The sequence below is a fragment of the Stenotrophomonas sp. HMWF003 genome (assembly GCF_003061285.1).
In the GTDB taxonomy this organism is placed as follows: Bacteria; Pseudomonadota; Gammaproteobacteria; order Xanthomonadales; family Xanthomonadaceae; genus Stenotrophomonas; species Stenotrophomonas maltophilia_AP.
In genome coordinates this window covers 1-7,133 of record NZ_QAIW01000260.1, presented here as the reverse complement: position 1 = coordinate 7,133, position 7,133 = coordinate 1, and the positions used below count along the sequence as shown (strand labels likewise).

Below are 7,133 nucleotides of genomic sequence, written 5' to 3'. Positions count from 1 at the left end.
GTTGTCCATGTCCGAAAAAATCATCCACCGCCCATCCGCCGCGCGTTGCAGGGCAAGGGTGAATTTTCCCGCATCGCGTCGGCCACCGCCGAAGCCGTATCCGCCGATGACATAGCCGACGGTACCGGACACTGCGTGGGCGAATGCGCGCAGGCGCAGTGACCCGCCCGGGCCCTGGCCCGCGTAGGCCGCCTCGATGGCGGCGCGGCCGCGCACGGGCGGTTGGTTGCTTTGCAGTATCACGCCGTCGTCGGCAAACAGCGCGGCAAGTCCGGCTGCGTCACCGGCATTCCATGCGCGCTCGTAGTCGCGCAGCACACGATCGAGTTCGGCCGGCAACGGCACATCGGGAAGCTCTGTCTGCGGCTCGGGCGCCGGGGTGACGTGCGCGGCCACCGGGCTTGCCGTGAGTGCCAGCCAAGGAATGATCAAAGCGAGTACCAGCGCGCGCATGGATCCAGCTCCTGTAGTCATGGAGGGCGACGGCAGCCGCCGGGGCAAGAATACGCCTGCGGCCATGCCGTTACGGGAAGGGCGCAGCTTGACCGGTCGGGTGGGCGCACGGCGGCGCTCTATGCAAAGCCCTGCTCATGGGCGTGCCGCAGCCATGCCAGATCCACGGCACCGGTGAACCCCACAACGGCGTCCACTCCGCACTGTGGGCACAGTGCGGTTTGATCCTGCTGCTGGCCGTCGCACCATGCAACAACCGTGGCAGGCGGAAATTCGGCGAAGCAGTAGTAACAGGCCGCCACATCGCTTGCGAGCAGCTGCTTGCGGTGCAGGGAAGATTCACAGGTTCTTGCCATGGCGTGCTCACCGAAAGGTTGGCCGGCTCAAGCACAGATCGTAAACTTGCCCAGCCAGGGAAGCGACCATCGTGGTCCGTCGGCGTTGACACCCTGAAGCGCAACCGGAGTAACAGGGAATGATCGTTGGTCAATGGATGACGCAGTCGCGCGGTGCCCGCGTGAAGTACATCGCACCGCTGCTTGTTGGCCTGTTCGCCGCCCCGGCGGCACAGGCGCTCGATGCCGCGCAATGGCGTGCGGTTGCCCCGGCGATACAGGCTGCCCTGGAATGCAGGACGCAACCCGACACGGACAGCGCCGCGTGGAAGGCCCTTGCCCGCAGCGCGTCCGGTGAGTTCACGCCGATCACGCCCCCGGTCCCCTTTACCGTGTTCGGTTTGCCGGTGCGCGAGGTGTCCATCTATATCGATCCGGACGGTGAACTGGGCGAAAGCTACACCGCCGCGTTCAACGCCAGCGCCGCTGCTGTGCGCAAGGCGGCAAAGCTCGCAGCCAATGCTGGACGCACGACGACGATGGGTGAGCTCATGCTGGGCGAAGGCAGTTCATCGCTGACCTGCACGGTGATGGGCAGCTACGATGAGAGCGACTACCAGGAACCCTGACCGTTCGTGGCGTCATGCATGCGCTCCTGTGCGTTGAAGAGGGATTGAGACGCTCGAGCTGAGCTGCGCCCATGCGGGCGCAGCCAACAGAATGAATTATCTGTCGCCCGCAACGCTCAATCTGTCGTGGATCGAGTACACCACCGAGAAGATCTTCCAGCCGCGCTCGGTTCGCACCAGCTGCCACATCTCCCTGCCCCAGTTGGTCGTTGCGCCGTTGGCAAGGAAACGGTAATCGAACGACACCGATGCGACATCACCGTCCGTGTCGATCTTCACGTTGGAGAATTCCTCCGCGCGCGGCTCGGCGGTTGCCACCACTTCGTCGATCAGCGCGACAAAGGTGTTCGACGGAAGCTGGCGCGCCTTGATCGCGTCGGGCTTGGTCGTGCGGATCTTCGCCAGGCGAACATCTTCGGACACGAACTGCCAGCCGATATCGGCGGGGTTGTCGGAGAAGAACAGGTCCATGTAGGCCGCCTTGTCCTTGTGGATCAGCGCTGCCTGGAACGCGTCCATCACGTGCTCGATCGCCTGGACATCGTTGGCCACGTTGCGTTCGGCCCGCGCCGGGGCACAGACCACCAGCGCGATGATGAACGTGATCAGCGGAATGCTTCGTAGGGACATGCAACGCTCCTGTTGGGGGGGGTCAACCGGTGCACACCAGCGCACCGTTACCGCGCACTGCCATCCACGTACGGCCGCGACTGCAGGATGAGCACCTCATCGCCCACCACGGCCCACTCGATATCCTGGTCCACGCCGCCCAGCGCCTGTTTGGTGCTGGCGCCCACCCGGGCCAACCGCGCGATGAGCGCGTCGGTAAGTACCTGGCGTGAGCCGGTGATGGGCACTTCGCGTACACCGCCGGCCGCGTTGGCCACCAGCTGGGTATCTTCCGCCGACCGGCTCAGCACCTGCACCGCCTTGGACCAGGTGGAGTACATCACCTGCTCGGCCTGGCGCTTGCCTTCCACCACGCGGATGCCCAGCCCGCGCTTGGCCGAAATGTAGGTGATGTGGCGGCGGGCGGCGTCGAAGGGGTCGCGCGTGATCATCACGCCGGAGCTGTCCGAAGGCGCGGCGCGCTGCACCAGCACCGCCATGGCCACCGCGTCCTGGCGCAGGCCGGCGGCCGTCCGGGCCTCGTACGCCTCGAAGTTGAACACCGACGCCCACACCGTCTGCACGGCCTTGGCTACGTCGTCGGCGCGGGTCACATTGGGGACGGTGGTGTACAACCCGGCGCCGCTGAAACCCGGCAGGTCCTCGGAGTTGGACGAGCTGCGTACGAACACCGCGCTGGCCTGCAACTGCCCCCGCCACTGGCCGTCCAGGCTGCGCACAAAGGCTGGATCGGGTGCGGCGTTGGCGATCTCGGCACGCAGCGCTGCCAACGCGTCCCGGCGGATGGCCGCGTCGGTGCTGAAGCCGGGGCGACGCTGCAGCGCCTGCAGGCGCTCGGGAATGTGCAGCCGCTGCATCATCGCCTGGTAGTGGGCGAACGGAATACAGAAGCCGTCGGGCACGCGTGCGGCGGGCGGCAGCGCGGTTTTCAGCGTGCCCAGGTTGGCCGCCTTCACCCCGCAGTGGCCGCTGTCGCGGGCGCGCAGCGCGGCCAGCGGCTTGAGCGCGACCACGCTCAGGTCCGGGCGTGGCAGGTTGCGCACGGTGGGGCGTGCCGCCGGGGCCGACGGCGTGCGTGCCGGGCGCGTCAGGCGGGTGACCTGGTAGTTGTTGTGGGTGACCTCCAGGGCGACCCACTGGCCGTCGTACGGGCGCAGGGCCGCCTGGGCATCGCGCAGGTAGAGGTTGGGAATGCCCCAGCCCTTGGCCAGCAGGTTCACGTGCGACAGCAGGGTGGAGGGACGCTGGGTGACCAGGCCGGCCACCGGTGCCAGCGCGATGGGCACCTCGTCCAGCACCGGGATGTCGCCCGGCGACAGCGTGCGCAGCTGCGCCTCCGAGCGCACGATGCGCAGCCGCCCCTCGGCGCGGCCGGTGTTCAACGGCAGGAAACGCTGCTCGCGCAGTAGCGCTTCCTGGCTGACGTAGGCCAGCCCCATGGCGGTGGCCAGCTGCTCGTGCTGGGTGGAGTTGGTCTTGAAGCGGATCGGCTCGCGGAACGAGGCGCGTACCACCGCGTCGGTCTGCCGCAGCAGGGGTGCGGTGAGTTTGTCGCCCTCCCAGAACTCGTAGGTGTAGCCGGGCAGATCGCGCTGCCAGCTGAGCGTGCCAAACAGGAACCGCCGCTCGGGGTCACGGTACTGCGCGTTGAGCGTGGCCTTGTCCAGGCTGCGCACCAGCCGCTGGCGGCGCAGGAACTGCTCGTGCAGCGCAATGCGCGGGGTGTTGATGTAGTAGATGCGCGCGGCGTTCTGCCGGTCGATCACGAAGATCAGGTGCGGCATCTCCAGCGCAGTACCGGCGTTGTAGACACGGGCCAGCTGCATGAACTGCGCGCGGTTGTCGATGCGTGACAGGTAGTCGGGCCCTTCGGTGGGCGTTGCAGCGGCCTCGCTGCCTGGCCGGTACTCGTAGGGTGAGGGTTTACGTGCCGTCTGCGCCAGCGCAGGCGCGGTGCAGCACAGCAGCAGCGCAAGCAGGGCCAACACGCGCGTTGGCCGGGCAAGGTGCGTACGGGATCGGTCCATGATGCCGGTGCAGGAGTTGAAGTGGGTGGATCATAAGCCAGTCCGGTGGCGGAGGAGGATCGGGCGTCAGCGCGGGTGCTCGGCGGCTATGCGGGTAGCCGCTACTGCCGGCACGTCGGGCGTGGTGATCCGCTCGGCCCGCAGGCGTCGCAGCCGGCGCGCGGTGAGGGTCAAGCCATCCACCGCACCCTGCGCGGTACGCGTGAATGTCACCGTCCATGGGCCGCTGACGAAGCGGTCACCGCCCACGGCGTCGAGCACCAGGTCATTCTGGCGCGGCCAGCGCACGGTCAACTTGCCGTCCACCATGAGCACCGTATAGGTCATGCCGACTTCGTCGATACGGTACTGCCCCGCCAATGCTGCGAGCGCCGCGGCAGTGGGCATCGGCGCGTTGACGCGCGAGAAGACACGCGGCGTGGGCCAGGCATCCCAGATGCGCAGTTCGCGCGTGCCGTGCGGCGCCGGGGTGGCGGTGCCGAACTGCCATCGTGCCACCTCACCCGAACGGAACAGCCCACCGCCGAGCGCTTCCAAAGGCGTCGACGCGCCGAACGGACGCAGTGCACCGTCCTTCACTTCCACCCGCACTACCTCGTCGGTCACTGCACTCCAATACACGCCCGCCAGCGGCAACAACGCCGCTTCGGGCACCTTCACCGGGGAGGCAATGGGCGTCATCTGGGTCCCCAGATACACCGCCGCGATCTTCTGGTTGAGCTCGGTGGGTGTGGCGGTGGTGCCGTTGCACAGCGTCACGATCGCCAGCCGCTGGTCGGGAAATGCCACCGCGTCGGCCCGGTAACCGGCATGCAGGCCATCGTGGCCGACCGTGCGCAGGCCACGGTAGGTCTGCACGAACACGCCACCGCCGTAGCCACTTGCGGCGCCGCTGTCCAACGCAGCCGACTGCTGCAGGGACGCCACCAGGACTGTCCCACCCACGCGCCCGTCGACGAAGTTGGCCTGCCACTTCAGCAGGTCGCCGACGGTGCTGAACAGACCGGTCGGGCCGTAGTAGTCCGATGCCGGGATGCTGATCGTCCAGCCGCCCTTTCCATCGGCCTGGTACGCCGCGGCCCGCCCCCGCACGATCTCGGTGTGGTCGGCCTGGAAGTGGGTGTCGGTCATGCCCAGCGGCTTGAAGATGCGCTCATCGGCAAAGGCCCATAGCGGCTTGCCGGAGACGCGCTGCACGATTTCGGCCAGCAGTGTGTAGCCCAGGTTGTTGTAGAGCGTCTCGCTGCCCGGCGTGAAGTTCAACCCGCGTTGCCGGGTGGCAATCGCCAGCATGTCGCGCTGGGTCATGACGTCGTCGCTGCGCCACCCGGCCAGGTACAGCAGCTGCCCCTGCTCGCGCAGGCCACTGCTGTGGTGGATCAGGTGCGCGATGGTGATCCTGTGGCCAACATCCGGCATCTCCGGCAGGTAGGTGCGGATGTCATCGTCCAGCGACAGCTTGCCGTCCTGCGCCAGCAGGGCGATCGAGAAGGCGGTGAACTGCTTGGAGACCGACCCGACGAGGAAGATCGATTCCGGGGAGAGGGCGATGTCGTACTCGAGAGAGGACATGCCGTAACCGCGCGCGTAATCGAGCACGCCGTCGCGGGAGATGCCAACCGCGCAGCCTGGCGTGGTGGTGCTGTTCCACGGGGCAAAGAGGGCATCCACCTGCGCGTGGCTATCTGCGGGTGACGTACGGGCGGGTTGGGCGCGGCCGACGGAGGGCTGCATGGCCCACGCGGTGGCGATGATCGCCATCAACAGGACGGATCGACTGACACGCACGGCAAGCCCCTGGAAGGATGCCCACGGCAGTGTTGGGCAGCGCAACCTAGCACGGCGCTCGAACGCCGCGATATAGGCCGGAAGTTATCCCGGGGCGCGGCAGCACCTGCACCGATCCGATGCGGGCGACGGCGTCAGCGCAGCACGGCGTCGGCGTCCACCAGCTGCACGTCGTGCATGAGGTGGAGGTAGGCCTCGTAGTAAGGCTTGTGCGACGCGCCGACGATGGTCAGCATGCGCATGCCGGGGGTCTGTCCCAGCACGTCGCGCATGTTGGCGACCATGCGCAGGTTGCGGGTTTCCCAGTAGCCCACGTAGTTGCGTCCAAACGCCTGCGGCGACGGCTCCACCAGCGCCGCGCCGAAATCGCTGCGGTAGGTCTGCATCGCGCCTTCCGGTGCGTTGTACGCGCGGTAGATCGCCAGGATGCCGTCAGGCTGCGCCAGATTGGCGTACAGCGGAATGTCGGCAGCGGCGCGCGCTTTCGTGTACGGGTTGTCCCACGCCTTGCGGATCGCATCGCCCGCCGCCTTCTCCACGTCCTTGGGCGTGGGCGAATCGGCGGTGTGGTCATCCACCGCCCACACCCGCTCCAGCCCCAGCCGGGCGGCGAGCGTGGCGGCCACCAGCACGGACTCGTCGCGCCGCTGCAGGCGTTGGTCGAGGAAGGCCACCAGCGCCTCGGTCAGACCATCGGCGGCAATGCGTTGTTCGGCGGGCAGGCGCAACCATTGCACCACCGCGGAGTTGCGCTCACCGGCGGCCAGCCATACCGCTGCCAGCCGTCGCCGCTGCGCCGCACTGGGAGTGGCGGGCCACTGTGCCAGCAGGCGCTCGGCCTCGGCGTTGGCGGCGGGCACGTCCAGGCCGGTTGCGGCCTGCGCCGGACCGGTATCCACGCAGTAGCTGCTGACGCTGTCGGCGTAACGCACGGGATTGCGGCGCATGTAATCGCACTGCAGGCCGGGCACGGCCTCCACCGCAATCGCCTCCGGCTTCCAGGCGGCCAGACGCGCCAGCAAGGGTTCCAGCTGGGCCGGCGCGAAGGTGTCCGGCAACCCCGACAGATGCGGCGAGCCCAGCACCAGCACCTCGTTGGGCCTGCCCGCCGGCGGGCCCTTCAGCTGCTCCGGGTGGAAGGGGGGCTGGTAGCCCGACCCGGCGGCCAGCGCGCTGGCACTGCACAACCCGAGGATGAACATACCGCCGATGCGTCCGATCATGCTGCCTCCCTGCAATGGCGGGTGCCTTGCCTGGACGCGATGCTGGTG

At 67.8% G+C, this 7,133-nt stretch carries 6 protein-coding genes; 1 reads left to right on the top strand and 5 read right to left on the bottom strand.

What is annotated here, in order from left to right:
* A partial coding sequence (locus DBR34_RS10830; protein WP_128096809.1) for an SgcJ/EcaC family oxidoreductase occupies nucleotides 1-453 on the bottom strand: 453 nt, incomplete at its 3' end.
* Between the two features lie 475 nt (nucleotides 454-928).
* Here DBR34_RS10830 and DBR34_RS10825 point away from each other — a divergent pair.
* Complete coding sequence (locus DBR34_RS10825; protein ID WP_128096795.1) at nucleotides 929-1,417, top strand: hypothetical protein; 489 nt, start codon at nucleotides 929-931, stop codon at nucleotides 1,415-1,417.
* A 96-nt stretch (nucleotides 1,418-1,513) separates the two neighbouring features.
* Here the strand turns inward: DBR34_RS10825 and DBR34_RS10820 are convergent, their stop codons facing one another.
* From DBR34_RS10820 to DBR34_RS10805, 4 genes are all read right to left on the bottom strand, one after another.
* Nucleotides 1,514-2,047, bottom strand: a complete 534-nt coding sequence (locus DBR34_RS10820; protein ID WP_128096794.1) for a nuclear transport factor 2 family protein — start codon at nucleotides 2,045-2,047, stop codon at nucleotides 1,514-1,516.
* A gap of 47 nt (nucleotides 2,048-2,094) precedes the next feature.
* Entirely contained in the window at nucleotides 2,095-4,035 is a 1,941-nt protein-coding gene (locus DBR34_RS10815) for a PEP/pyruvate-binding domain-containing protein (RefSeq protein WP_258223817.1), read from the bottom strand.
* A 105-nt stretch (nucleotides 4,036-4,140) separates the two neighbouring features.
* Nucleotides 4,141-5,745, bottom strand: coding sequence for a serine hydrolase domain-containing protein (locus DBR34_RS10810; RefSeq protein ID WP_219928263.1), 1,605 nt, complete (start codon nucleotides 5,743-5,745; stop codon nucleotides 4,141-4,143).
* A 251-nt stretch (nucleotides 5,746-5,996) separates the two neighbouring features.
* Nucleotides 5,997-7,085, bottom strand: coding sequence for a DUF5694 domain-containing protein (locus tag DBR34_RS10805; RefSeq protein WP_128096791.1), 1,089 nt, complete (start codon nucleotides 7,083-7,085; stop codon nucleotides 5,997-5,999).
* Nucleotides 7,086-7,133: the final 48 nt, after the last annotated feature.

What these genes read in the sequence shown, in the direction of transcription:
- DBR34_RS10825 (WP_128096795.1), top strand. Translation starts at nt 929, where the DNA reads ATGATCGTTGGTCAATGGATGACGCAGTCGCGCGGTGCCCGCGTGAAG.
- DBR34_RS10805 (WP_128096791.1), bottom strand. Translation starts at nt 7,085, where the DNA reads ATGATCGGACGCATCGGCGGTATGTTCATCCTCGGGTTGTGCAGTGCC.
- DBR34_RS10820 (WP_128096794.1), bottom strand. Translation starts at nt 2,047, where the DNA reads ATGTCCCTACGAAGCATTCCGCTGATCACGTTCATCATCGCGCTGGTG.